This is a genomic window from SAR86 cluster bacterium (assembly GCA_023703615.1).
Taxonomy (GTDB): Bacteria; Pseudomonadota; Gammaproteobacteria; order Magnimaribacterales; family D2472; genus MED-G85.
Genome location: CP097971.1, coordinates 571,943 through 596,173, shown reverse-complemented (window position 1 = coordinate 596,173; position 24,231 = coordinate 571,943). Strand labels below are relative to the sequence as shown.

21 protein-coding genes are annotated in these 24,231 nt (G+C 30.7%); 4 read left to right on the top strand and 17 right to left on the bottom strand.

What is annotated here, in order from left to right; translation table 11 throughout:
- The first annotated feature begins 1 nt into the window (after position 1).
- From M9C80_03120 to M9C80_03110, 3 genes are read left to right on the top strand one after another with little or no spacing between them, the layout of a single operon-like run.
- Complete coding sequence (locus tag M9C80_03120) at positions 2 to 685, top strand: glutathione S-transferase N-terminal domain-containing protein (protein URQ70164.1); 684 nt, start codon at positions 2 to 4, stop codon at positions 683 to 685.
- A complete protein-coding gene (locus tag M9C80_03115; GenBank protein URQ70163.1) occupies positions 685 to 1,296 on the top strand; it encodes a glutathione S-transferase family protein in 612 nt (203 codons plus the stop codon). Before M9C80_03120 ends, M9C80_03115 begins: the two co-directional genes overlap by 1 nt.
- Positions 1,296 to 2,375, top strand: coding sequence for a glutathione S-transferase (locus M9C80_03110; GenBank protein ID URQ70162.1), 1,080 nt, complete (start codon positions 1,296 to 1,298; stop codon positions 2,373 to 2,375). Before M9C80_03115 ends, M9C80_03110 begins: the two co-directional genes overlap by 1 nt.
- Here the strand turns inward: M9C80_03110 and M9C80_03105 are convergent.
- The 6 genes from M9C80_03105 to M9C80_03080 form a co-directional block, all read right to left on the bottom strand.
- A complete protein-coding gene (locus M9C80_03105) occupies positions 2,364 to 3,335 on the bottom strand; it encodes a ceramidase domain-containing protein (GenBank protein ID URQ70161.1) in 972 nt (323 codons plus the stop codon). The genes M9C80_03110 and M9C80_03105 overlap by 12 nt on opposite strands.
- Positions 3,335 to 7,813 (bottom strand): hypothetical protein, encoded by a 4,479-nt coding sequence (locus M9C80_03100; GenBank protein ID URQ70160.1) that lies wholly within the window; start codon positions 7,811 to 7,813, stop codon positions 3,335 to 3,337. Before M9C80_03100 ends, M9C80_03105 begins: the two co-directional genes overlap by 1 nt.
- Positions 7,814 to 7,818: 5 nt before the next feature.
- Positions 7,819 to 9,594 (bottom strand): cadherin-like domain-containing protein, encoded by a 1,776-nt coding sequence (locus M9C80_03095; GenBank protein ID URQ70159.1) that lies wholly within the window; start codon positions 9,592 to 9,594, stop codon positions 7,819 to 7,821.
- A 75-nt stretch (positions 9,595 to 9,669) separates the two neighbouring features.
- Positions 9,670 to 10,350, bottom strand: coding sequence for a hypothetical protein (locus M9C80_03090; protein ID URQ70158.1), 681 nt, complete (start codon positions 10,348 to 10,350; stop codon positions 9,670 to 9,672).
- Between the two features lie 359 nt (positions 10,351 to 10,709).
- Positions 10,710 to 11,639 (bottom strand): FAD-binding protein, encoded by a 930-nt coding sequence (locus M9C80_03085; GenBank protein ID URQ70157.1) that lies wholly within the window; start codon positions 11,637 to 11,639, stop codon positions 10,710 to 10,712.
- A complete protein-coding gene (locus tag M9C80_03080) occupies positions 11,636 to 12,388 on the bottom strand; it encodes an electron transfer flavoprotein subunit beta/FixA family protein (GenBank protein ID URQ70156.1) in 753 nt (250 codons plus the stop codon). The genes M9C80_03085 and M9C80_03080 overlap by 4 nt, the downstream gene beginning before the upstream one ends.
- Before the next feature lie 157 nt (positions 12,389 to 12,545).
- Between M9C80_03080 and M9C80_03075 the strand changes: the two genes are divergently transcribed.
- Positions 12,546 to 14,168: an electron transfer flavoprotein-ubiquinone oxidoreductase gene (locus M9C80_03075; protein ID URQ70155.1), complete on the top strand. Its 1,623-nt coding sequence runs from the start codon at positions 12,546 to 12,548 to the stop codon at positions 14,166 to 14,168.
- Between the two features lie 7 nt (positions 14,169 to 14,175).
- Here the strand turns inward: M9C80_03075 and M9C80_03070 are convergent, their stop codons facing one another.
- From M9C80_03070 to M9C80_03020, 11 genes are read right to left on the bottom strand one after another with little or no spacing between them, the layout of a single operon-like run.
- The gene (locus M9C80_03070) at positions 14,176 to 14,310 is read right to left on the bottom strand and encodes a DUF2256 domain-containing protein (GenBank protein ID URQ70154.1); all 135 of its coding nucleotides are present in this window, start codon (positions 14,308 to 14,310) and stop codon (positions 14,176 to 14,178) included.
- The gene (locus tag M9C80_03065) at positions 14,303 to 14,842 is read right to left on the bottom strand and encodes a DUF1285 domain-containing protein (GenBank protein URQ70153.1); all 540 of its coding nucleotides are present in this window, start codon (positions 14,840 to 14,842) and stop codon (positions 14,303 to 14,305) included. The genes M9C80_03070 and M9C80_03065 overlap by 8 nt, the downstream gene beginning before the upstream one ends.
- Entirely contained in the window at positions 14,832 to 15,398 is a 567-nt protein-coding gene (locus tag M9C80_03060) for a LysE family transporter (protein ID URQ70152.1), read from the bottom strand. The genes M9C80_03065 and M9C80_03060 overlap by 11 nt, the downstream gene beginning before the upstream one ends.
- A 26-nt stretch (positions 15,399 to 15,424) precedes the next feature.
- Entirely contained in the window at positions 15,425 to 16,414 is a 990-nt protein-coding gene (gene murB, locus M9C80_03055) for a UDP-N-acetylmuramate dehydrogenase (protein ID URQ70151.1), read from the bottom strand.
- On the bottom strand, positions 16,404 to 17,120 hold the full coding sequence (gene kdsB / locus M9C80_03050; protein ID URQ70150.1) for a 3-deoxy-manno-octulosonate cytidylyltransferase: 717 nt from the start codon (positions 17,118 to 17,120) through the stop codon (positions 16,404 to 16,406). The genes murB and kdsB overlap by 11 nt, the downstream gene beginning before the upstream one ends.
- Positions 17,113 to 19,884 (bottom strand): lipid A export permease/ATP-binding protein MsbA, encoded by a 2,772-nt coding sequence (gene msbA / locus M9C80_03045; GenBank protein URQ70149.1) that lies wholly within the window; start codon positions 19,882 to 19,884, stop codon positions 17,113 to 17,115. Before msbA ends, kdsB begins: the two co-directional genes overlap by 8 nt.
- Positions 19,881 to 20,282 (bottom strand): biopolymer transporter ExbD, encoded by a 402-nt coding sequence (locus M9C80_03040; protein URQ70148.1) that lies wholly within the window; start codon positions 20,280 to 20,282, stop codon positions 19,881 to 19,883. Before M9C80_03040 ends, msbA begins: the two co-directional genes overlap by 4 nt.
- The gene (locus tag M9C80_03035; GenBank protein URQ70147.1) at positions 20,279 to 20,878 is read right to left on the bottom strand and encodes a MotA/TolQ/ExbB proton channel family protein; all 600 of its coding nucleotides are present in this window, start codon (positions 20,876 to 20,878) and stop codon (positions 20,279 to 20,281) included. The genes M9C80_03040 and M9C80_03035 overlap by 4 nt, the downstream gene beginning before the upstream one ends.
- Positions 20,871 to 21,554: an ABC transporter ATP-binding protein gene (locus tag M9C80_03030; GenBank protein URQ70146.1), complete on the bottom strand. Its 684-nt coding sequence runs from the start codon at positions 21,552 to 21,554 to the stop codon at positions 20,871 to 20,873. Before M9C80_03030 ends, M9C80_03035 begins: the two co-directional genes overlap by 8 nt.
- Positions 21,547 to 22,782, bottom strand: coding sequence for an ABC transporter permease (locus M9C80_03025; GenBank protein URQ70145.1), 1,236 nt, complete (start codon positions 22,780 to 22,782; stop codon positions 21,547 to 21,549). Before M9C80_03025 ends, M9C80_03030 begins: the two co-directional genes overlap by 8 nt.
- 6 nt (positions 22,783 to 22,788) lie before the next feature.
- Complete coding sequence (locus M9C80_03020; protein ID URQ70144.1) at positions 22,789 to 24,231, bottom strand: coniferyl aldehyde dehydrogenase; 1,443 nt, start codon at positions 24,229 to 24,231, stop codon at positions 22,789 to 22,791.

Below are 24,231 nucleotides of genomic sequence, written 5' to 3'. Positions count from 1 at the left end.
AGTGATAGATCTATATACAGCGCCTACTCCGAATGGTCATAAAGTATCATGCACTTTAGAGGCATTAGAAATTGAATATAATGCAATTTTAGTAAATCTTAGAGATGGGGATCAACATAAACCTGATTTTTTAAAAATAAGTCCAAATGGAAGAATACCTGCAATAGTTGATATATCTAATGATGATTTATCTATTTTTGAATCTGGTGCAATAATGATTTACTTAGCAGAAAAAACAAATAAACTCATGCCTACTGATACTCATGAAAAATCAAAAGTTATTCAATGGTTAATGTTTCAAATGGGAGGAATAGGTCCAATGATGGGTCAGGCTAATGTATTTTTTAGATATTTTCCTGAAAAAATTAATGCTGCTATAGACAGATATCAAAACGAAACTAGAAGGTTATTTGAAGTTCTTGATAAAAGATTAGAGAAAAATCAATGGCTTGCTGATGATTATTCAATAGCAGATATAGCTAATTGGTGTTGGGTCAGGACACATAATTGGTCTGGTGTTACCACGGATGGTCTTATTAATTTAGAGAGATGGAAAAATGAAATGTATGATCAACCTGGTATGAAAAAAGGAATTAAAGTTCCTGTTGATGTTGAAAATTTATTAAAAGATGCAGATAAAGCAAAAGAATTTGCTAAAGAAGCTGAAAAAATGGTAAAAAAATAATGTTAAAACTACACTTTGCACCGCACTCAAGAGCTGAAAGAATTCTATGGTTGTTAGAAGAATTAGAATTACCGTATGAATTAAATATAATGAAGTTCCATCCTGAAGATCTTAAATCAGATGAACATAGAAAAAGACATCCACTTGGAAGAATTCCAGTATTAGAAGATGATGGTATAAGCATATATGAATCTGGCGCTATAATTGATTACATATTAGAAAAACATAAAAATGGTGGCTTAAAACCATCTGTTAACTCCTCTGAATATCCTTACTATCTTCAGTGGTTTCATTTTTGTGAAGGTATGATCGCACAACCTATGAATACAATAGTTGTGCATACTCTCTTATTGCCACCAGACAGAAGAGATGATGTGGTCCTTGGTCAGGCTAAAAGACTTGCATCAAAATCCTTGATGGCCATAGAAGAAGCATTAAATGGTAAAGATTATTTAATAGGGAGCTTTTCTGGCGTTGAGTTTATGACAGGGCATTGTTGTACTAAACTATCTGATTTAGGATGTGTATCTGATGAAATGCCAAATATTCAGTCTTATGTAAAAAGAATAAAAGAACGGCCTGCATTTCAAGTAGCAATCAATACAAAGTAATGCAGCCCATTAAAGTTTTTGGTAATCCTGCCTCGCCTTATACACGTAAAATACTTAGTTATTTAAGATATAAAAATGTACCTTACAACGTCACTTGGGGTGACGTTAAATCTAATTTAAAACTCATTAATAAATCTGTACCCTCACCTATTCTATTACCTACAGTAATTTTAGATGAAGATTCAGACCCCATAACAGATTCCACTCCTATAATAAGAGAAATAGAACAAAAATATCCAAATAAATCTGTTATACCAAACAATCCAACACTAGCTTTAGTAAATTATCTTATAGAAGATTATGCTGATGAATGGCTAACTAAATTTATGTTCCATTTTAGATGGGCATTTGATGAAGATATTAATAATGCAAAAAATAAATTAACACTCTTACATGGAGTAACAACTAACGAAAAAATAAAGAAAACTATATCAGATTTCATTTCAGATAAACAAACTAATAGACTTTGGGTAGTTGGATCTAATAAATATACTGCAGAATTTATAGAAAATAATTATCAAGACTTTCTTAGAATATTAGATGGTTGTCTATTACATTCACCATTCATTTTAGGTAGTAGACCTTCTTCATGTGACTTTGCTATATATGGACAATTAACACAATTAATTAACTTTGATCCTACCTCAAGAAAGATAGCACATAAAATATCAATGAGAGCTGTCGCATGGATTGAATTGATGGAAGATTTGTCTGGTTGGCATGATCAAATGAATGCAAATTCTTTGCTAGGAAATAAGTTATCATCAAAACCAAATTATTTTAATAACAATAATGAAGGATGGATTGATGTTTCAAATTTAAATCACATAAAGCCCTTGCTTAAAGAAATAGGAAATATATATGTGCCATATCTTTATGCTAACGATACTGCAATTAAATCTGGTGAAGATACTTTTGAGTTAAAGCTAAATAATATAAATTGGAAACAAAAGACTTTTCCTTACCAAGCAAAATGCCTTTCTTGGATCAAGAATGAAGCAAAGAAATTAAACAAAGAAAGTATAAAAGAGCTTTTATGTGTATTAGATAAAACTGGCTGTGAAAAATTATTTAATTAAAGTTTGTGATCGGTAATGATAAAAGAAAAATAGACATGCTATAGCAGACAACAAATGCCATAGACCATGTGCCTGTATTAATGAATCAGGATTACAAGATGGATGATCTGGTACTCCTGTAAGCCATACACTAAATGCGAAATAATAGGCTATTGAACCAAAAATGAACCACTTAATAGATCTCTTGGTAAATGGCTTCGTATTTGCTAAAAGGCCTGGTAACCAAAATAATAATATCCACCAGTATTCTGAAAAGTTATTAAATATGTCTGTTAAATTCATGCCAAAAATCATCATTACAAAGAACCCAATAAAACCTGATGCAATTCTCATTAACGGTGACCAAAAATGATATAAAAACTCTGAAATTATCCAAAGACCAATTGAAACACCAAAAACATTTAAATTTATCCCTAACTCCCAACCATATAAACCTCGAAATAATCCATACAAAAAAATCAATATAATATATGTGTGTAAAAAGTTATTAATGGATTTTTTTCTCATCAATAAAATGTTATACAGCCAAGGAATTACTATGAACATAATCATGCTCAAATTATCTACCCAATTTCCCCATTCAGTGTTTGTACCATGCATTAACATAGCACCAGGACCTAAAAAAATTACAGCGATTACATAAATGATTGATATTGAATTGATCCCAGTAAAATGATTTATATTATTTTTATGTTTATCATTTGAGATTACATATGCTAAATAAAGACCAATAGCCATAAAACCGATATTACTTATTGTATTGATTGGTTCACGAAAAACATTATCAGATATTCGTTCACACCACCTTGATGCCGTTCCGATTAAATTAATAGATTGCTGATCTTGAATTAAATTAAAAAAACTAAGTAAATAGAAAAATAAAACAAAAATAATTGATATAGCAAAACAAATATAAAAAAAATAGGGCTTTGGCGCCCTATTTTTATGAGTATTTTTCACTATGGAGTAGGATCATAAACTATTGTTCCATTTACAACAGAAGCATTACCACCATTGATTATTTCTGTCGGCAATGGACCAATTGCTTTACATCTATCCTGTTCTCGACTGAACCAAGACATGAAATTCTCATCTTCAGTATAATTTGCAGGCCCATCATATGTTCCACCATTTGCTTCTTGATTTGCTTTATCTTGAGCAATTTGAGCATTTCTTTCATCAATCCAATATTGAAGTTTTTCGTTACAATTTGCAAAAGTATTTGTTAATGTCCAGGCAGCATTGTATTCATCAGTATCTGGTTCCAGTGCGTGGCAAGCATCCCAATCAGTTTCAGTAAATGTTTCGGTTTGAGTATTACCATCACTATCCGTATATGTTTCAGTTCGCTCGTATGTAAGATTACAATCATACCAATTATCAACTCTTTGACTAATTTCAAAATCAACATCTAAATTAGTAAGTAAATCTGAGGCTGTTTTGGTAGTCAGTAGGCTGCTAAGTGTTCCAATGGCGCTATCTTTTTTACCAAGCCATTCTTCACCAGCCAAGGCTTTTACAAGATACTCTGTGTTATTGCCGTCAGTTAAAATTGAGCCATCAGGAATTACCCATCTTTGGACCCATCTATAGCCATCTTTCCATTCAGTTACATATTCACCAAGATCTTGACCAGTATTAATATCTATAACACTTCCAGGGATACCACCTAAATGATCACCATGGTAGTCCAATCTAAATTTTTTGTCTGCGTCTTTACCATACTTAGCTGCGTCATTTGGCACTCTATAGTAAAGTGTTTTTGGAGGATCAAGAGCAACCTTTGTGCCATCACTGTTATAAATATCATATTGTTTTTCTAATCTTACATTTACATTGTAGGAAGTTAAGATATTATCATTGCCCCACAATTTATTAACACAATATCTGGTTTCAGTTAATTTACCGTTTGCAGATGTATATTCTGGATGATAATCCGTGTAGACCTTATTGTTACTTGAATCTAATGTGTAATCACACTCAATATATTGAAGATTATCTTGAGTGATTAACATACCTGTATTAATACCCCACTCTGTTTCTCTAGTCCAACCATCTGGATTTGCAAATCTGGCACCTCTTATTAAATCGCCAGGACGTGAAACACCCCAATCAACACCCACAGTTAATGCAGATCCAGCTTTATCGGTAAATATATCGCTGGGTGACGTATATGTATAAACGTCGCTAGCAACAATTCCATCTTGCCAATCACCACGAGTATAAGTTACTGATTCTGACCACTCATATTCAGTACCGGCATCGTATGTTCTTGTAACAGTTTGAGTTGATTTAATATATGGCCCAACATCTGCATATGGGGTTGGTGATGGATTAACAACTGATGCGGTATAAGACGCATCACCTAAAGGATCAGCTTGAGTTTTTACATCAGCATAATGAGCGTTTAAGTTAGATGCTGTCAAACATTCACGGATACAATACAAAGTATCTGGTAATTCAGAAGGATCTACTCTAGTCCATTTAGTTGTTGAGACACCAGCTGTTTGTGTTGCTGAAGTGGGATCACTCATTGCTTCTTTGGTTATTGTGTAATCTTGATGAGTATCGTCTGAGTAGACATTTAATTCACGGTAATCAGTAAACTCCCAATCTTCACCTTCACCCCAAATTTTCTTCATATGGGTAATCCATTCTGTTGTTGTAAAAGTTATTGGCGCAGGAAGATCTTCTCTTACATAATCAGGATTATATTTAAGACCTTCTGTTATAGAAAAAGTGTTAGAGGCTGCATCGTAAGATCCATAATAATCTTCATAAACAACTCTATTTGTATCTTGATCATAGATATATGTTGTTGCTGTACTTCTTCCTAAAACAGCATTGGTAGGATTAGATAATGAAAGTATTATCTTTTCATCGGTTTGACCCTCTGCTATACCATCGGCAAGAACGTTATATGAGATAGATGCAGTTGTATCACCTGCTGCTATTGTTACAGTTCCTGCAGTTAAAGACGAATAATCATTTGCATCAGCTGTGCTTGCTGCTGAAATAGCATAATCGAAACTTACCGCAGATGATTGAGCACTTGATAAAGTTATAGAATGAGTAATCGGAGTTGATCCAGTGCCCAAAGGCTCATTAACTTTAACATCATCAACAAAAACAGTAGCAGGAGGTGTATCTGATACTTTAAATCTTCCCATAACTTTTCTAAATCTATTACCCTCATGGTCGTACAAGTTAGTACTACCTGATATTAAAAAAGTAAAACTATCTGAGCTATCCAGGAATGACTCTAAACCTCTTTGAATATCTCCACCATCGTTATCACCCTGAGCTAAACTTCCGAAACGCGTGAATAAATTTTGTAATTTTAACTCCATACCTGCTGGTCTCTCTATGCCATTTAATGAAATTTTAAAATCATATGTATTACCACCTTGGTTAAGAAGATTGTCTGGTAACATTAATTCTAAGTTAGATTCAAAGTCTTTAAATCTTGCAAAGTAGTATTGTTCATTAGGATCACTTGATAATGTTAATTCATTTCCGTTAGATGCAGATGATGCTTTTACTCTACCTTCAACACTTAAACAGAGTCCAGTAGATATGCCTAATTTTGAGAAATCATAAACATCAGCTGCTGTTGGAGGTTCAAAATGTGAATTACATAAATAAATTCTAACCCAGTCGTCAAATTCATAAGCTTGATTTTCATATGTTGGAAATTCATTAAACTCCATTGTTAAATTCATGGGCTTACCAGGATCACTTGCATCATTTTTGATCATTTTTCTAAGATTATCTTTATCAATTTTTGCACCAGTTAAATCAGCTATAAAAGTATTTGCTCCATCGTGATATCCATATAAACCATATGTCAAAGGCTCTGAAGCTGATCCATTGTTGTAATCAGTAAAAGTAGCTTTACTTGATTTAAATTGAATTTTACCTTCATAGGGCTCAACTTTAGGAAATCCTAGTTTTTGATATTCATCAGACCAGTATGAATCGTTTACCCAAAATCTAAATGAAGTACTGTCTAAATCATTTAATGCCATAAAAGATTTTTCTCTTTTATCTATTTCTATGGTTTTTACTTTTAATTTAAATTTTGCTTGATTTTCACTTTCAGCAGTATCATCGTCTCTAACCCATTCTGTTGCATCAGTAATATATTGCTGATATTCATCATCAACCCAAACACCCCAATAACTTGCATATCCATGAACTCGTCTTGAAGAATCACCTACTGTAACAGTAGATCTAATAGGAAATGATTGATTTGTTGTGGCATAACTAGAGCCATCTGAGTTATAAACACCATAATCCCAGATATTCTGAATTGCATCAGCTCTATCTATAGAAAAACATTTTTCTTCAGTATCCCAAGAATTACTTTCACCAAGATATCTTTTTCCTGTTTCTGACAGCGTATAAGGAGTTAGTGGAGGTCCGCCAATTGTTTCATCATATTGCGTCCAATCAACACTATAAAGTTCTGACATTTTGGTGCAATATGATTTTGATGTATCTGAGATACCAAAGGCAAAAATACCTAAGATTTGTACCTCAGAATCTCTATAAGCTTGTGGTTGACAATTCCAAAATGCATCTCCATCCCAATTACCATTAGAATCATAAGCTTGTTCATCACATGTTGGATCATAAAGAGACTCATCTCTAAAACCTGCAGATCTAGAATATATTCCAGCAATATCTCCATTAGAAAGATAGTCAGCTACTACATTTTGCTGTGGTGAATTATGTATATCACTTTTAAACTTGATACTTCCACCTTGAGCTATAAGAATGCCTTGACCAAGTGGCGCACCATCTGAGCACCATGAATATTGATAATCATTTGAAGTTGGGTCAGGACATGAATACCATTCTGGTAATTCTTCATTTGTATTACCAAAAGCTGTTGCTCGTTGATATCTAAGAGTAAAGTCACCATATTTATTTGTATCGCTTGCTGGTGCTGTTTGTTCACCTAAAAGATAAGTAATATTTTTTGGTTCTGGATTCGATCTTTCATCATAAGGTTTATCATTCAACAACCAGGCTTTAGTTGTCTGCATTGTAGGAGTTGTAAATCCAGTATTAACAATTACAGTATCGATTTCTCTTGCAGTATTATCAGAACCAGCAGTTGCAGCTGTAGATGAAGAAGATGAACTCGATGCGCTTGATGGTGCTGTTGTGCCTTGAGATGAATCAGTAGAGGCTGCTCCAGCCTGTTCACATTCATCTGAATATAAAGTGGCTTTATAGGTTCCATCACCTGAGAGCTCTTTTGTACCCATCTTAGCCATTGAGCATATAATAAATTGTGCTTCAGCCAATACTTCATTCACTCCTTGGCCACTTACAAAATTATCAAATTTTGCATTGTCATAATCGGTAGCATGTATTGATACAGAAAGTATTGATATTATTAAAAATTTAGTGATTTTTATATTTTTCATATTTTTTAGTCCTTTGTTTCTATAACGTCGATTGAAGATGGAACTTCATAGCCAGAAAGATCTGACAATCCTTGAATAATGATTGTTACATCTTTACTTACTGTTTCAACGCTATCGGTAGCTTGTAAAGTAATTGAATATGTATCTTTTGTTGCTTTTACAGGTGCATTTACAAAATAAAGAATATTTCCATCTAAAAGCATTAAATCTTTATCTGTTCCTTCAAGTGAAAGTACAACCGTATCTGTTGTGTCAACATCCGTAGCACTAACTGTAGCCACTGGATCTGTTGAATTTTCTAAATAATTAAATGTTGAAGCTATATTAATTACTGGTGCATCGTTTATAGGTAGCACAGTTATATTAACTGGAGCAGATGCAGACTTAGTACCTTGAGTTACTGTGTAAGTAAAAGTATCTGTTCCAAAGTAATTTGAGCTCGGCACATAGGAGATTGAAGATCCATTTATAGATATCGAACCATTAGATGGTGAAGTCGCTGTTAATGTAAAGCTTGATGATGGTGTAAATGAATCATTAGCAAGAACATTTATTTGTATAGATGTATCTTCATTGGTTTGAACATTATCATCAAAAGATATTATACCAGGTTCAATATCAGCAGAATTTATGGACTGATTGTCAGCAATGTATGCCAGAACGCCTGTTTTATAATTATTTATTAAAGTAGCATCTGCAGTACCAGAACTAATAGATAATATATCTGTTTGAAATTTATTTGTTGCGAAACGAATTACTGAAGTAGTGAGATCATCTGTAGATTTTACTTCAACAACAGGAAGTAAAGATGAAAGTGCTGAAATTACATTTGATTTATTGTCTGCAGATAACTCAATTGTCTTCACACTTATTAGATTATCCAATACTTTTTCAATGAAGGCTGATCCTTCTATATTGACTCGTGATGAAGTAGAGGCGTATTCAGCATTCAATTCCTCAGCAATTGCTTTAAAATAATCCTGAGTTGAATCAGTAGTAGTCTTGAGATTATTGGTTAAATTCTGTAAGGAATAAGCTAGGACTGTTAATTGGTTTCCCTTCTCATATAAATAATCATTAATTCCATTATCACCTTTATTTGCAACAGGATCAAAAGACGAAATATCTATAGATGAATCAATACCTAAGAGCGTATTTATATCTGTATCAGCAGAAATAAATGCAGCGACTGATGTTACAGGTGTTATTGCTTTTGTACCCTCATATCCAGATAATTCATGAACAAGAAGAAAGTTATTTAATTGTGTTTGAGTATCTTGATCCATACCACCAAGACTAATTAAACTTCCATTAGTAAATTGAACTTCAAAAACACCATTATTACCAGATGTAGTCGATTGCTCACTAGAATCATAAGAAAAATTATCGTTAGTATCTATAAATATACTAGCGCCCGAAATGTAACCATCTACAGTTATACCAGCAACAGTTGTAGTACCAGTTACTGATACTGAACTTGATGCGTCTCCACCTCCACCACTACAAGTTAGATTATATGTGTTTGAACCAACGACAGATACTGTTACTGACTCAGTGCCTTCAGTTGATTTTGCACCTGACCAAGCACCTGATGCAGTACATCCAGTTGAATTTTCAGACGTCCAAGATAATTGAACCTCTGTTGAAATTGGGGTTGTATTAGTATTTACTGTAAAAGAATTAATAATTGCAGCTGGGCCAGCTCCGCCACCTCCACCACCACAAGAGGATATTAAAAATATTACAGTAAGAATAGTTAGTAATTTTAAATTAGAATTCATGTTATGTTTCCCTAAAAACAAAAAGAAAAGTACCAATAACCTTATCAAATTTATATACAAAAAGTAAGTATTTATCTAAAAATTATATTTTAAAGATATACCTATTGAAGCGAAGTTTTGGTCAAAATGATGCTCTGATCTTTGATTAAATGAAATATGCTCGAATCCGTATAAATTATTTTTATAAGCCTTACCAAAAATCTCTAATGAAAGATCATTTATTTTTAATCTTAAGCCAGAAGTTAAGGACATATTTGAGCTAGGAATATTATTAATCTTGTCGTAATCAGACTGTTCAATACTTAAAAATGAATATTCATTAAAAAAAATAAGATTTTTATAAAAAATAAAATCTTTTTTTATATCTATTCCATATATATAAGTATTCCAAGGTGTTCTTTGAGGCATATTAGTTAGAATAGACTCAATTATATTACCTAATTTTTCTCCACGATAAGTCAAATTATAGAGAAAACCTGATTTTATGTCCTCTACTGGTGATAACCAATCAAATTCATTCTCAGTGACATTAATAAATAATTTAATCTCGTCGATCAATACACTATCGAGTGCTTTATAAAAAGCTAAACCTACTGATGAATTTTCTCCTTCAATAAGAAAAATTGAATCATTCATTCTGTTATATTTATCTCTTGAGCTAGTTAAGTTAATTGTGGCATTAGCACATGAACCAATTGTAAGACTGGAAAATGTATAACAATCAAAATATTGTGTGTCGGCTTTTTGAGTTGACAATAAAAGTGAGATAGCAGTGTCATGAGATAGAATATAATAAAATTCTGACTCAAAGGTATTTGCAGTTAAATTAACAAGTTTTGGTTCAACAGATCTTTCAAGATCTAACTCGTATTTAGCAGATGAAATTCTTACGCCATACGAATCATTATTTAAAAAAATATTAACACTTGAATTAGAACTGCTACTAAAAGAGTTTGTAAGTTTAGGTATAAAATCCCAGTCTTTATCTGCAATATTTGAATTTATTTCAACATAACCAGTTAAAGCACTGATATTTAAAGAATAGAATAATAATAAAAAATATATCTTATTGATAGAATGAATTCTACCTAAAAAATTACTGTTATCAAAATATTTTATAGTTTAGCTTCAAGTTCTGGAAGAGAAGTAAACAAATCTGAGACAAGACCGTAGTCTGCTACCTGAAAGATAGGTGCATCTTCGTCTTTGTTTATAGCAACTATTACCTTTGAATCTTTCATTCCTGCAAGATGTTGAATAGCTCCAGAAATACCAACAGCAATATATAAATCTGGTGCAACAATCTTTCCGGTTTGACCAACTTGATAATCATTTGGAACAAATCCAGCATCAACAGCAGCTCGAGAAGCTCCGACTGCAGCGCCTAACTTATCAGCTATTGAATCTAATAAATGAAAATTATCACCAGATTGCATCCCTCTTCCACCTGAAATAATAATTGAAGCTGCCGTTAGTTCAGGTCTATCGCTTTTAGCTAATTCTTCTGATACAAATTCACTTATTCCAGCTGAACCAGCTACGTCTATAGTTGAGACTGGTACATTGGAATTATTTTTTTGAACAGGATCGAATGCGGTAGCTCTTACAGATATAACTTTCACATCATCATTAGATCTAACAGTTGCAATACAGCTACCAGCATATATTGGTCTTTTAAATGTATCCTCTGATTCTACAGAAATAATATCTGATATTTGTTGAACATCTAATTTAGCGGAAATTCTTGGTAACAAGTTTTTACCAAAAGTAGTAGCTGATGTCATAATATATGAATACTCGGATGAAATAGTACAAACTAACTTTGAAAGATTTTCTGCTAAGTTATGGGCATATAAAGAATCATCACAAGATACAATTTTACTAATACTATCTATGTTTTTTGATTCTTCAATAATAGTTGATATATCGTCACCAACAATCAATAAATCTATATCAGAACCCAATTTTGAGGCTGCAGCTATAGTGCTTAAAGTAGCTCCTTTTATTTCTTTGTTGTTATGTTCTGCTATTACTAGAATACTCATTGAATTACTTTTGCCTCATTTTTTAATTTATCAACTAACTCATCTACTGACTCAACAATTATTCCTGCATCTCTTGCGGGAGGAAGATCAACTGATATCAGTTCAGTTCGGGATGACACATCAATTCCCATTTCAGAGACAGGCTTAATAGTTAATTCTTTTTTCTTAGCTTTCATGATGTTTGGTAATGACGCATATCTTGGTTCATTTAATCTTAAGTCAGTTGTAATAATTGCTGGTAAGTTAAGTTTAAGCGTTTGCAATCCACCATCTATCTCTCTTGTTACATCAACTGTATCACCATTGATTTTTACTTCTGATGCATTAGTTGCTTGAGGATAATCTAAAAGAGATGCTAACATTTGACCTGTTTGATTATTGTCTCCATCAATTGCTTGTTTACCTAAAATAACAATTTCTGGTTTTTCATCTTCAACAACTTTAGCCAAAATTTTTGCTAATGCAAGTGGTTCAAGTAAATCATCGCATTCAATCAGAGTTGCTCTATCAGCTCCTAAGGCAAGAGCAGTTCTTAATTGTTCTTGGGACTCAGTTTTACCAATAGATAATGCAATTATTTCAGATGCAGTACCTGCTTCTTTTAATCTAACAGCTTCTTCAAGTGCGATTTCACAAAATGGATTTACAGACATCTTTACGTTATTTAGATCTACATTTGAATTATCAGATAAAGGCCTTACCTTTACGTTATAGTCGACAACTCTTTTAATTGGTACTAAAATTTTCATGATGTTGTTATAGATTTATTTATTTTGCAAATTGTACTTATTTTTACGCAAATTTAATATAAATTATGATTATTAATCTATGATTTTAATATAAATAATACTTATAATACAGTATAATTATAATGTATTTCTTTTAACTATTACAATATAAGATCCTATGCACAGAGAAGAGATGGAATATGATGTAGTAATTGTTGGTGGTGGGCCATCAGGACTTGCTACTGCCATAAAATTTGCACAACTCAATAAAGAAAATAATACTGATTATTCTATTTGTCTTCTTGAAAAAGGATCAGAAATAGGTGCTCATATTCTTTCAGGAAATGTTTTTCAGCCTAATGCATTAGATGAACTAATACCCAATTGGAAAGAATTGAATGCTCCTCTAAATGTTCCTGTAAAAAAAGATAAAATTTTTTATTTCCTAAAAAATATGGGTATACCCGTCCCACCATTTGTTATGCCTGCTATGAATAATCATGGTAATTATATTATTAGTTTAGGAAATCTTTGTAGATGGTTGGGTGAACAAGCAGAACAACTTGGTGTCGAAATTTTTCCTGGTTTTCCTGCAAGTAAACTTTTATATGAAAATGATAAGGTTATTGGAGTTCAAACTGGAGATATGGGCATATCAGAAAATGGTGAACTTAAACCAGCAAATGAACCTGGTATTAATATCAAAGCTAAACTGACTATTCTTGGTGAGGGATGTAGAGGTCATTTAGGTAAAGAAGTTATAAATAAATATAATTTATCTGAAGATAAAGATCCTCAACATTATGGTATTGGTTTTAAAGAAGTGTGGAAAATTGATCCTAAACTTCATGAAGAAGGCTTGGTTATCCATACAAATGGTTGGCCTACTCCAGACATAGCTGCTGGATCATATTTTTATCATGGTGAAAATAATGAAGCATATATAGGATTTGTTATCCCATTAGATTATCAAAATCCACATCTAAGTCCTTTTGATGAGTTTCAAAGATGGAAACAACATCCTGTAATAAAAAAATATCTTACAAATGGAGAAAGATTATCATATGGTGCCAGGGCACTTATTAAAGGAGGTCTTCAGTCATTGCCTAAAATGGATTTTCCAGGTGGTCTTTTGATTGGATGTAATGCTGGAACTTTAGTTTTCTCAAAAATAAAAGGCTCTCATACAGCAATGAAATCAGGTGAATTAGCAGGTAAGCATGCCTTTGATAAAATTCATAATAACATTGAAACAAGTTTCGATTCAGTCATAAAAGAATCTTGGATATATAATGAACTATATAAATCAAGAAACTTTGGTCCAATCTTTCATAAATTTGGTGCTTTGTTAGGTGCAGCCATTAATGTAATAGATCAATTTATATTTAGAGGAAACATGCCTATCACTATGCGTCATGCTACTCCTGATTACGCCTGTCTTAAAAAAGCTAATGAAATGCCTAAAATAGAATATGAAAAACCAGATGGTATTTATTCATTTGATAAACTTTCATCAGTTTATCTTTCCAATACAAATCATGAAGAAGATCAACCTTGTCATCTACAACTCAAAGATCCGAGTATACCCATATTAGTAAATTTACCTATGTATGATGAACCAGCACAAAGGTATTGTCCTGCTGGTGTATATGAGGTTGTTGAAAAAAACAATGAGAAAAAATTTGTTATAAATGCACAAAACTGTGTGCATTGCAAAACATGTGATATTAAAGACCCATCGCAAAATATAAATTGGGTTAGTCCAGAGGGCCCAGGTGGGCCAAATTATCCTAACATGTAGATGTTGTTTACTTTTTAGATCTTTTACATCTCTCACTACAATAAAGTACATTAGGCCAATCTCTTTTCCATTTTTTTCTCCATGAAAAGCTTTTATTACATGTTAGGCATATTTTTTTTGGAAGGTGCTCTTTTTTATGCAATTTTTCCTACTACTAAATCATTATGCTTTGTTCTCAAGATAAGGATATCCTTTTTATAGTGATTATTTCTAATAGATAGATTTATGAGTTTATAGTAAATAGACCTACTGAAAAAACCTTCGATTTCGTTTCTGACTTTTACAATAGGTATTAAAGAATTATTATTATGAATAAGTTTTGATTCATTAGATGATTTTAAAATAAATGAATAGTTTAAATTTGTGATTAATTTTAACGAATCATCTTTATTAAATTCAAAATCAACTATCATATAAGGAGCTATATCAACAGTAACTGGAACTTTTTCATATGGTGTTACCAAAAAATATTCGTTATCTTCCTTTTTAAGAACTTTTGAAAATAAATAAACTAATTTAGGGTTTTCTATTAAAGAATGATTAAAAAACCAATTACCATCTCTATCAATTTTTATTTCTTGCCCTTCACATAATTCAGGATCCCATTTATCTACTGGAGGAAAGTCAGAGTCATCTATTTGACCTATATCGTTAATAATTTTATTAATACTCATATAAAAAATTTATGAAAATAAATAAACCTAATAAACATAAAAAAAGTGAAGTGCTATATCTAAAAATTTTATTTTTATATAAATTAATATTTTCGTTAATAGTTAATAAGTAACTCAAAAAACAAAACCAAACTAAAGTTAAAAAAGAAAAATATAATGGGAAAATTATAAGATAAATGCCACTTATTTGCTCGATTAAAATTGTAAATATAGATATAAAAAATAAAAAAGCTTTGAAATTAAAAATATTTGTAATAAGACCAACAAGAAAACTATTTGAAAGGCTATTATTTTCATTTGAATTGTTATTTTCATCAAACGAAAGTGTTTTAAGACCTATAAAAATAAGATAGAAGCTTCCTATAAGAGTTATAAAAAATTTGTTTATATCACTGCTAATTATTAAAATAGAAATACCATTAACTGCTAGCAAGCAATGAATTAAAACTCCTATAGATATACCTAGTGAAGCTCGATAACCAGAGCTCCTTCCATAAATATTTACCTGACGAATTACTATAGCAGTATCAGGACCAGGACTTGATACTGCTATCATATGTGCAATTGTTGACCACAAAAACATTATTTTAATATAAGAGGTTCTACCACAAGATTAATCTCAAATTTTTCAAAGATCTTGTTTTTAATAAGCTGGATATATTTGATTAAATTGTTAAATGATGCATTGCCGTTAGTTGTAATTACTAAGGAATGTTTTTCATAAATACCTACATTATTTATTATTGGTAACTCATCTTTTATAAGTTCTATTAATCGAGCTGCACCGATTTTAAATGTTGAGTTATTGATCTTCCAAAAAACAATATCATATTTTTCTAATTTTTTAAAAGTCTCAATCGATACAATAGGGTTTTTAAAAAAACTTCCAGCATTTGGTAATTTTATTGGATCTGGTAGTTTTGATTCTCTTATAGAACAAATTATATTAGACATAGTTTTAAGTGTAATTTTGTTGGGGTCAATCCTATTCACGCTTATATAATCAGTAAGAGATTGATATTTAAAATTTAATTTCTTTAGTTTATTTATATGAAAATTGATATTATAAATTAAATATTTTTTTGATTTAAAAATTGAATCTCTATAAGAAAATTTACAGTCAAAACTATCCAAATTTAGTATTTTTTTATTTTCAATATCATAACAATCTATGCTATCTATTAAATTAGAAATTTCAGCACCATACGCACCGATATTTTGAACTGGAGCAGCACCTACTGAGCCAGGAATTAAAGAAAGATTCTCAAAACCATAAATATTATTATCAATTGCATAAAGAACTAATTTATGCCAATTTATTGATGATCCACACTCAAGTTTATTTTTACTTAACTTAAGATTGTTAAATTTGCTTCTAATAACAATACCATTAAAAAAATCAGAAGGAATAATATTAGTGCCCTCACCTAAAATAAAATAATTTAATTTTTTTGATAAGACAAATTCACTCAACTCATCAAAATCGTCAACGCTGTTAACTAGTAAATGATACTTAGCTCTAGACTTTAATTTTAATGAGTTTTGTATAACTGCATTTTCTTTAATCTTCATTATTTTTTATATACTCAATAGCATTATTTAAGTCGTCCTGTGTATCTATACCAGAAACAATATTTTCATAAAATTCACTCACGTAAATACTCATTCCATTATCCAAAAATCTTAATTGCTCTAATTTATGTTCTTTTTCATTTGCTGTTGGTTCTAATAAAACTATTTGTTTTAAAGTTTTAAAACAATATCCATAGATTCCAATATGTTTTTGATAATCTCTTGATTTTGCTGGCAATCTACAGAAATTATCCGCATAGCCTTTTTTGGCATAAACTTTTACGGAATTTGGATTTATAAAATCAACTTGATCAAGTTTATGAGATGCTGTTATTACATCACATTTGTATTGATAAAAATCATGAATAATTTGATCTATTAATTCTCTTTTCATGAATGGCTCATCACCTTGTAAATTAATTATAAATTGTTCATTTTTTAAGTTTAATTTTGTAGCTGCTTCAAAAATTCTATCTGTTCCAGAAATATGATTTTTGTCTGTTAAAATACATTCAGCATTGAATTGCTTACAATGATCAATAATTTCTTTCGAATCAGTAGCTATAATTACATTATTGGTAACTTCTTTTGCTTTGTTAAATACTCTCTGAATTAAAGTTTTGCCATTCAGATCTGCAAGTGGTTTATTTTTTAGTCTTGTAGATCCAATTCGAGAAGGAATAATGATAAAAATATCATTATTCATTTGAAGAATTTGTTAAAGATAGATTGTCTATAACTGAATCGATAAACTTATCATTTACTGCAGCTTCGATTGCAAGATACCAAATTTTATTGTTATCAATTGTTTTGCACTTAGAGGCATCTTTTTCAGTCATTACAATGGGTAAATGATCAAGAAAATGTAGTTCATTTTCATTAAAATTATGATGGTCAGGAAATGGATGGCGTATTAGATCAAACCCTAATCGCTCCAATAAGTCAAAAAATCTACCCGGATTACCTAATCCTGCTATGGCATGGACTTGTTTATGCATAGGCCAACTATCAATCGAGTAGGATTTACCAGATTTTAAGTGAACAAATTTTGATGGAGTGATACTCATTAAGTATTCATTTTCTTGAGTTGGGCCGCCATTATTAACAATAAAATCTGCATCATTAAGTCTATTTACAGGTTCTCTTAGGGGTCCTGCCGGGAATAATAAGTTATTTCCAAAACGCCTATTCCCATCTACAACTATTATTTCTAAGTCTCTTTGCATTTTGTAATGTTGCAAACCATCATCTGAAATTATTAAGTCACAATCATTTTCTTTTTCTAGTTTTTTAACTGCTCTAACCCTATTTTTGTCAATATAAAATGGCACATTTAGTTTTGATAAAATCTGTGCTTCATCACCAGTCTTTTTAACTGGTGTACTCATATCAACTTTTAATGTTTCTTTAAATTTGCCTCCATAACCCCTACTCACGAGCCCTGGTTTAAAACCATGATCAATTAGTTTTTGTGCTAAATATTTTACTAATGGAGTTTTGCCTGTTCCACCTATATTAATATTACCAACGACAATTAATGGTATCTTTGATCTATATGTAGATTTTGTATTTTTAAGTATTCTTTGTTTTCTACTTTTTATTAAAAAAGAGAAAATTAGTGAAAAAGGATAAAGGATGTATAGCCAAATACTTTTTTTATACCAGCTATCTATAACAAAACTAGAAGATGGTTCATTTTCATAAGTAGGAACAAGTATTTGATTAGATTTATTTTTTGTATCTTTACTTGGTGATGAATCCTCAAATGCATTTTTATAGAGTGATTTATATATACCATCACTATTTAATAATTCCTTATGTGAACCAGATTCAACCAAATTGCCATTATCAAGGACTAAAATTTTTGAGGCATTTTCTATCGTTGATAGTCTATGAGCGATAACAATAGTGGTTCTGTCTGATATTAATTTTTCTAATGCCTCTTGAACAATAAGTTCAGATTCTGAATCAAGTGATGAAGTAGCTTCATCTAAAATTATGATTGGAGAGTTTTTATAAAATGCTCTTGCAATTGCTAATCTTTGTCTTTGACCACCGGACAATAAAACTCCATCATCTCCAATTTCTGATTCAAAGCCTTCTGGTAAGTTTTCAATGAATTCTGTACAACCAGACAACCTTGCCGATTCATAAATTTTTTCAAAATCTATATTTTTATCACCATAGGCAATATTTTTAGCTATTGTGTCATTGAATAATGTTGGAGATTGATTAACTATAGATATAGAAGATCTTAAATATTCGAGATCATATTTATCTATAGGTATTCCATCAATAAAAATATTTCCAGAATTATTGTTATAAAAACGAGGAATAAGATTTGCAAGAGTAGTTTTTCCCGAGCCAGACTTACCAACGATCGCAACTGTATCATTTGTATTAATTTCAAAATTAATATTATTAAGAACTTGTTTACTGGAATCATAGGAGAAAGAAACATTTTCAAAGGATATATTACCCATGATAGGATCTTTTAATTCACCAAGATTTTTCTCTTCATTTTGGTCAAGTTGTTCAAAAATTTCACTAGCAGCGGCTAGTCCTTTTTGAATAACAATATTAACATTTGATAGTTGTCTTACTGGTTTAGCCATTAATCCAGCAGCAGAAAAAAATGCAACAAAAGTTTCAGGATCTAATGTTATACCAAGCTGTTGACCAAGTGCAAAATATGCTACTAATGATAATGATACTGATACTAATATCTGTATTATTGGAGTGGCAAGATTTCCAGTAGCTTCTAACTTCAAATTTTGCTTCCTATTTGATTGATTGGCATCTTTAAATCTAGAATTTTCGTATTCTTCTGCATTAAATGATTTGATCTCAACATGACCATCAACTGCTTCCGATGCTATGTGCGTAACATCACCCATTGCTGTTTGAATTCTTGTGGCTAATTTTTTTAATCTTTTGCCAGCAAAGTAAACAATTATTGCAATTAGCGGTGCAGTACCAATTAATAATAATGTTAATTTCCAATTAAGAAACAACAAGTAGAAAAATAAACCAATTAATAAAAAACCTTCTTTAACAATGGTTTTTACCGCATTAGAGGCAGCGCCTGATACTTGTGTTGTGGTAAATGTAATTCTATTAATAAGTTGACCAGACTGATTATCGTCAAAATAACTTTTCGGTAAAGAATGTAATTTTTTAAATAGCTCGCCCCTCATATCATGAACTATTCCAAAACCTACTCTAGACATAAAATAATTCCCAATAAAAAATCCAGCACCTCTTCCAATTCCAATAAAAATTAATGACAAAGCCAATATTGAACTAAAATTAGTTTCATCTGAACTAATATATCCAATAATTCTTCTAATCCATTCAACTGCTGCAATATCTGCAGATGCAAATAAAATAAAACCAATAATGCTTATAAAAAAAGATATCTTATATCTTAATGTGTATTCAAATAGTCTTCTAAGATCACTTTTTTTCATTTTTCAAGAGTTCTTATTTGAACTTCATTAAAACCATTTTTATTTAAAATATCCATAATTTGAATAACCCACAAATGAAATGCATTTGCATCAACACTTAAGATAATTGATTTATCATTATTAATATCAAATATCAAAGATTCAATCATTTCAAGATTATTTATATCTTGAAAATTATCATTAATATAAACAGATCCCTCAGATGTTATAGTAATTTCATTGTAGGTTTGGACAGAGTTGTACTTAAATGATTCAGTTTTAGGTAAATCTAAAGATAAAAATTGGGAATCTCCAACCTTAGACGTTACAACAAAAAAAATTACTAATAAAAAAACGATGTCAATTAAAGGTGTTATTTCAATACTGAAATTAGATTTAGTTTGATTAAGGAATTTCATTTATTAATAACATCGATAAAGTTTGATACTTCCGTTTGAAGTGCTATTAAGTGATATGAAACTTTTTGTTCAAAATATTTATGAAGTATTAAACCTGGGACAGCGATAAACAGGCCTAACGCAGTTGTTATTAATGCCTGGGAAATACCTGATGCTAATAAATCAGGATTAGCACCTGATACTTCAGTCAAGCTAGTAAAAGCTGTTATCATTCCAACTACAGTACCTAACAAACCAAGTAATGGACTTATCATTGCAATTGTTCCAAGCATTGTAAGATTTCTTTCAAGGGTATACTTAACCTCAATAGCTTTTTCTTCTAGTTTTGATTCTAAATTTTCTCTTGGTAAATCTTTATATTTAATACAATTTATTAAAAGATATCCAAGGGATGAAAGTTGCATAATTTCTAAGGATTGTTTTTCTGAAATAAGATTTTTATGAAACAAGTTTATGATTTGATTGGTTAATCCTTTGGGTTGCACCAATCTATTTTGTAAAAACCACAACCTTTCAATTGTTATTGAAATTATCAAAACACTACAAATCAGCAAAGGCCACATGAACGGCCCTCCTGCTATTATAAATTCAGACATTTTCAACCTCATAAAGATTAGAATTCTCTATTTTATATAGTTTTTTAAACTTAGTCATAAAATCTTGATCATGAGTAGCAGCAATGATCGAAATATTCTCATCTTTGGCAATTTTTAAAATTAGTTCTTGTAAAATTTTTGAGTTTTTAATATCTAAGTTGCCTGTAGGTTCATCTAAAAAAATAATATTAGGCTTATTAATTAATGCTCTTGCAACAGCAACCCTTTGTCTTTCACCTCCAGACAATTTCCAAGGTAAATGATTTAGTCTTTTTTCCAGATCTAGAAAATTAATAATAAAATATGCATATTCCAATAAAACTTCTTTTTTTGTACCTAAGATCTTTCCTGGCAATATTATATTTTCTAAAACAGTTAAGTCAGCCAATAAATGATGAAATTGATAAACAAAACCAAAGTTCAACAACCTGATACTACTTAACATAGATTTAGACATATTATTGACTTGTTTGTTTTTAAAATAAACACTGCCAGTTGTTGGAGAGTCTAAAGAAGCAAGAATATGCAATAAGGTAGATTTTCCTGATCCTGATGCGCCTGTAATTGCTATTAGCTCACCTTGATTAATCGATAAATTAATATTTTTAAGTATCTTAAGTTCATCATGTTTAATAAAAAATGACTTTGAAATATCTTTTGCCTCGAGATTAATCATGTCTAAGAATTTCTGCTGGAATTATGCTTGTTGCTTTTATTGCTGGAATTATAGAAAAAATTATTCCAAACAGTAGTGAAAAAAATGCAACTGTCACGATTTGAGAATTATTAAAACTATAAGGAAAATAATTTATAAAATATTCAGCCAAGAGACTTCTATTTAAAATATTTTCAATAAATTCAACCAAGTAGGTAATATTTGGTGTTACTAATAGGCCAATTAATATACCTATAAAAACTCCAATAGTACTGATGATAAGTCCTTGATAAAAAAATATTAATATTAGAGTTTTGTCATCTGTACCAATAGTTTTTAATATAGCTATTTCTTTTTCTTTAGATTTAACTGTCATTAAGATTGTAGACAGAACCATTATTGATGCGACGAATACTATTAAAAAAAGCATCATTCCTATTAATAATTTTTCAAATTTAATTGCTTCAAACAATGTTCCATGTGTTTCTTTCCATGAAATATAACCAAAATCTTGATTTGATCTATCAAGACTTGATATAGCTTCTATTGAGATTTTATCTGCATCAAATAAGTTAGAAGTTTTTAATCTTATTGCTTGAGTACTAGTATCTAATCCTTTTAATTTTTGAGCTGTTTGATGAGAAATGAATGTAAGAGATTGATCTATTTCAGCCCTTAATTCAAAAATAGCAACTATTTCAACTTCTATTGATTTTGGATAAGAGCCAATAATTGAAGTTTTGATATCTGTTGTGGTTATATTTATTTTATCGCCTAAGAAAACTCCTAAATCGGCAGCTAACCATGAACCAATAATTATAGAGTTAGGTTTTTCTAAAAATTCTATTGATCCATCAATGACGTATTGAGGAATTATGGATATTAATTTTTCTTTTTTATGATCAATTCCAGTTACCATAACGCCTCTATTCGAATATTCAGATGAGCTTATGGCTTGAAATGATATATACGGTGATGCTTGTAAAATATTATCCTGTTTTTCAAGATCTGTAATAATAGATGCATAATTCTGAATTGGTTCATTTGATGTTATTAATGTGTGGGGAACAACACCAAGTATTCTATTTTGCAATTCCTTTTCAAAACCATTCATTACAGATGTAACAATAATTAAACTTGAGACACCAACACATAGACCAACAATTGCTAGTATTGATGTAAAAGAGAATAATCCGCCCTTGTTGGATTTTAAGTATTTAAGAGCAAGTTCAAACGGCAAAGAAATCACAATGAATTATTTCATTAATACTTTTAATATTTTTTCAATGCTTTGTTTATAAGGAGGCCTTATAGCTCCAAGTAATAATTTATCCCATCTTGAATCAACATCTTTGTATATCGCTCTAGCATTTGAGAAATTTTTAAAACCATCATGAGATTGGTATCTGCCTGTTCCAGAATTTCCTACACCGCCAAAAGGAAGATCCATTTGTTGTATATGTCCAACAACATTATTTATGGTTACGCCGCCAGATGAGGTTTTTGATAAAACATTTGCTTGCTCTTTGTTATCTTTACCAAAATAATATAGTCCAAGAGGTTTATCTTTTGAGTTAATTAATTCAACAGCTTCATCTAATTCGTCATAGGAAACAACTGGGAGAACTGGTCCAAATATTTCTTCGTGCATGATATTCATACTATCATTTGCGTTTACTATAAGAGTTGGTGGTATTTTATAGAACTCTTGTTGGGTAAAATCTTCATCAGCTGGATTAATTTCTATAACCTTAGCACCCTTTTCTTTTGCATCTGTAACTAATTCATTTATTCGATCATAGTGTTTTTGATTAATTATTGAAGTGTAATCATTATTATTTTTTATATCTGGAAAAAACTCAGTTACAACATTTTTTGCCTCTGCTATGAAATCGTCTTTTACTTGTTTTTGAACTATTACATAGTCTGGAGCTAGACATATTTGACCTGCATTAAGTGTTTTACCAAACATTATTCTTTTTGCAGAAGTTTTAATATCAGCAGTATTACTAATTATTACTGGAGACTTTCCTCCTAATTCTAAAGTCACTGGAACTAGATTATTAGATGCTGCTTTCATTACGTGTCTGCCAACATTACTACTTCCAGTATATAACAAATGGTCAAATTTGAGATTTGAAAACTCCTCTCCAATATCTGGACCACCTAAAAATGTTGCAAGCTCATGCTCATCGTAATTTTCATCACATAGTTTTTTAATTAGTGCAGCAGTATTTGGTGTTATTTCACTTGGTTTATGCATAACCTGGTTTCCTGCAGCAAAAATAGCAACAAGTGGGTTTAATGATAAATTAACAGGAAAATTCCATGGCGAAATCATACCAACAGTTCCTAAGGGTTCATATTGGATGTATGATTTTGCTCCGAATAAATTAAATGGAAAATTCGACGATCTTTTTTCTGACTTAGTCCAATGATTTAAATTCTTACTAGCATAACTAATTGATTGAATGATCATATATATATCACTCAATAAAGAGGCATTGTCTGACCTATTTCCAAAATCATCATTAATTGATTTTATTATTTCTGTCTTGTTATTAAGAATTAAATTCTTGAGTCTGTTTAATCTATCAATTCTCAATTCAAGTGAAGGTGGACCATTTTTTATAAAATAATCCTTTTGCATTTCAAGCACGTCATTCATCTTAGAATCAGTTGTTTCAATATTTTCCAT

Excerpts from the sequence above, each read along its gene's own strand:
- M9C80_03080 (URQ70156.1), bottom strand. The coding sequence starts at position 12,388 with ATGAAAATTTTAGTACCAATTAAAAGAGTTGTCGACTATAACGTAAAG.
- M9C80_03075 (URQ70155.1), top strand. The coding sequence starts at position 12,546 with ATGCACAGAGAAGAGATGGAATATGATGTAGTAATTGTTGGTGGTGGG.
- M9C80_03085 (URQ70157.1), bottom strand. The coding sequence starts at position 11,639 with ATGAGTATTCTAGTAATAGCAGAACATAACAACAAAGAAATAAAAGGA.
- M9C80_03100 (URQ70160.1), bottom strand. The coding sequence starts at position 7,813 with ATGAAAAATATAAAAATCACTAAATTTTTAATAATATCAATACTTTCT.
- M9C80_03040 (URQ70148.1), bottom strand. The coding sequence starts at position 20,282 with ATGAAATTCCTTAATCAAACTAAATCTAATTTCAGTATTGAAATAACA.
- M9C80_03115 (URQ70163.1), top strand. The coding sequence starts at position 685 with ATGTTAAAACTACACTTTGCACCGCACTCAAGAGCTGAAAGAATTCTA.
- M9C80_03095 (URQ70159.1), bottom strand. The coding sequence starts at position 9,594 with ATGAATTCTAATTTAAAATTACTAACTATTCTTACTGTAATATTTTTA.
- msbA (URQ70149.1), bottom strand. The coding sequence starts at position 19,884 with ATGAAAAAAAGTGATCTTAGAAGACTATTTGAATACACATTAAGATAT.
- M9C80_03030 (URQ70146.1), bottom strand. The coding sequence starts at position 21,554 with ATGATTAATCTCGAGGCAAAAGATATTTCAAAGTCATTTTTTATTAAA.
- M9C80_03110 (URQ70162.1), top strand. The coding sequence starts at position 1,296 with ATGCAGCCCATTAAAGTTTTTGGTAATCCTGCCTCGCCTTATACACGT.
- M9C80_03060 (URQ70152.1), bottom strand. The coding sequence starts at position 15,398 with ATGATAGCAGTATCAAGTCCTGGTCCTGATACTGCTATAGTAATTCGT.
- M9C80_03065 (URQ70153.1), bottom strand. The coding sequence starts at position 14,842 with ATGAGTATTAATAAAATTATTAACGATATAGGTCAAATAGATGACTCT.
- M9C80_03020 (URQ70144.1), bottom strand. The coding sequence starts at position 24,231 with ATGGAAAATATTGAAACAACTGATTCTAAGATGAATGACGTGCTTGAA.
- M9C80_03035 (URQ70147.1), bottom strand. The coding sequence starts at position 20,878 with ATGTCTGAATTTATAATAGCAGGAGGGCCGTTCATGTGGCCTTTGCTG.
- murB (URQ70151.1), bottom strand. The coding sequence starts at position 16,414 with ATGAAGATTAAAGAAAATGCAGTTATACAAAACTCATTAAAATTAAAG.
- kdsB (URQ70150.1), bottom strand. The coding sequence starts at position 17,120 with ATGAATAATGATATTTTTATCATTATTCCTTCTCGAATTGGATCTACA.